Source organism: Capnocytophaga sp. oral taxon 332 str. F0381, from assembly GCF_000318275.2.
Lineage (GTDB): Bacteria > Bacteroidota > Bacteroidia > Flavobacteriales > Flavobacteriaceae > Capnocytophaga > Capnocytophaga bilenii.
Window position 1 is genome coordinate 302 of record NZ_KB291302.1, and the last position, 1,623, is coordinate 1,924.

Sequence of the window (1,623 nt, forward strand, 5' to 3'; positions counted from 1 at the left end):
CGACCCAGCAGCCTTAAAGCTTGATTTGGGAGTAAGCAATGCAATGTGTAGTGCTAATGATGGAGCTATAACAGCGAGAGCGCAAGGAGGTACACCTAATAGTAATGGTTATACTTTAGAGTTATATAAGAGTGGTACGTTCGTAAGTAGAGCTACTACGCAAAGTGGGGTATATACCTTTACAGGATTGTATGCAGGTGCTTATGAAGTGAAGGTAATTGACGGTAATAATTGTAATAAGACAACAAGTGCTACGATTATACAGTTACCTACGCCTTCGGTTACAGTTACTTATACGTTATATGAATGTGGGGCTAAAGGGAAAGTAGTATTCTCAGTACCACAAAGTTCGGTAACGTATACTTACCAATATAGTTTGCAGCAGTTCTTGCCTACAAATAAAGCAGCTGTAATACAAACAGGGCGCGAATTTACAAATTTACCAGTAGGCGCTTCTTTTGTAGCACAAGTGCATTATACTTATGCAGGGAAAACTTGTCGGATGAACCTCAATGATATTACAATACCAGACCTTAGGGCAAGCAATGACTTTATAGCTTCGGCAGGAGTTGCAGAGCTGATAGGTTGTGGTACAGGGGCTAATGCTAATAAAGCAAGGGTGAGCTTTAATAATGTACAAGGTGGTAGAACTCCTTATCTATATAACTTTGGTGATGGGGTATGGACAACCACTTCATCAAGATGGATGGATCCAGGTACTTACTATTTATCAGCTAAAGATGCTATAGAATGTAGCCGTGATAACTTGAGAGTGGTTGTACCTGCTAAACTAACAGTACCTCAGTTTTCAAATTCAAACATAGTATATAATTGTGAGGGTAAAGGAACTGTAAGTATAACCAATACTCAAGGAACGTACACCTATACTTATAGCTTAAATGGAGGTGTTCCACAAACTTCAAATATGTTTAGTAATTTAAGTGCAGGAACTTATACTCTAGCTATTACTTACCAAAGTGGTACACAACCTGCTGCTACTGAACTTATTAAAGAAGACTTTGGTGTAGGTGATGACACTTGTAGCCCTAATGTAGCTCCTACTATCTCGTGCGGGCCTAATTTAGGACCTACACCTGGTAGGTATGTAATAGGTTCTAATAGTTCAGTATTTATACAATCACATTTAAATTGGTGGTCGAATGCTAATGACCATACCAACCCTTCGAATAGAAAATCGAGAATGCTGTTGATAGATATAGGTAATGTGGGTAATGGAGATGTACTTTATTCTAAGACGGTGAACATAGAGCCTAACCGCAAGATACTTTACGAAATGTATGTGATGAATCTTGAGAAAGTAGGGTTAGGAGGTGCTTTACCTGATATAAAGATATTCTTGGTAAACCCTAATACAAATGCAATAATAGACCAAAAAGATTACGGAACGATAAGTAGGTCGACGGGGCCAAATGATTGGAGGCGTTTTTCTGGGGAATTGAATCCAGGGAATACCAATAGGGTTCGTGTAGAGATACGTACTAAGAGCTGGGCAGGCGGTGGCTGCGATATGGCATTAGATGACATTTATGTATTTCAAGTGCCAAAAGTATGTCCCGACACAGTTACTCATACTTTCAAGATAGAATCAGGTAAAGAGTTTGG

Annotated in this window: 1 protein-coding gene; it reads left to right on the plus strand. The window is 39.2% G+C overall.

What is annotated here, in order from left to right:
• A partial coding sequence (locus tag HMPREF9075_RS05735) for a hypothetical protein (protein WP_009415543.1) occupies positions 1–1,623 on the plus strand: 1,623 nt, incomplete at both ends.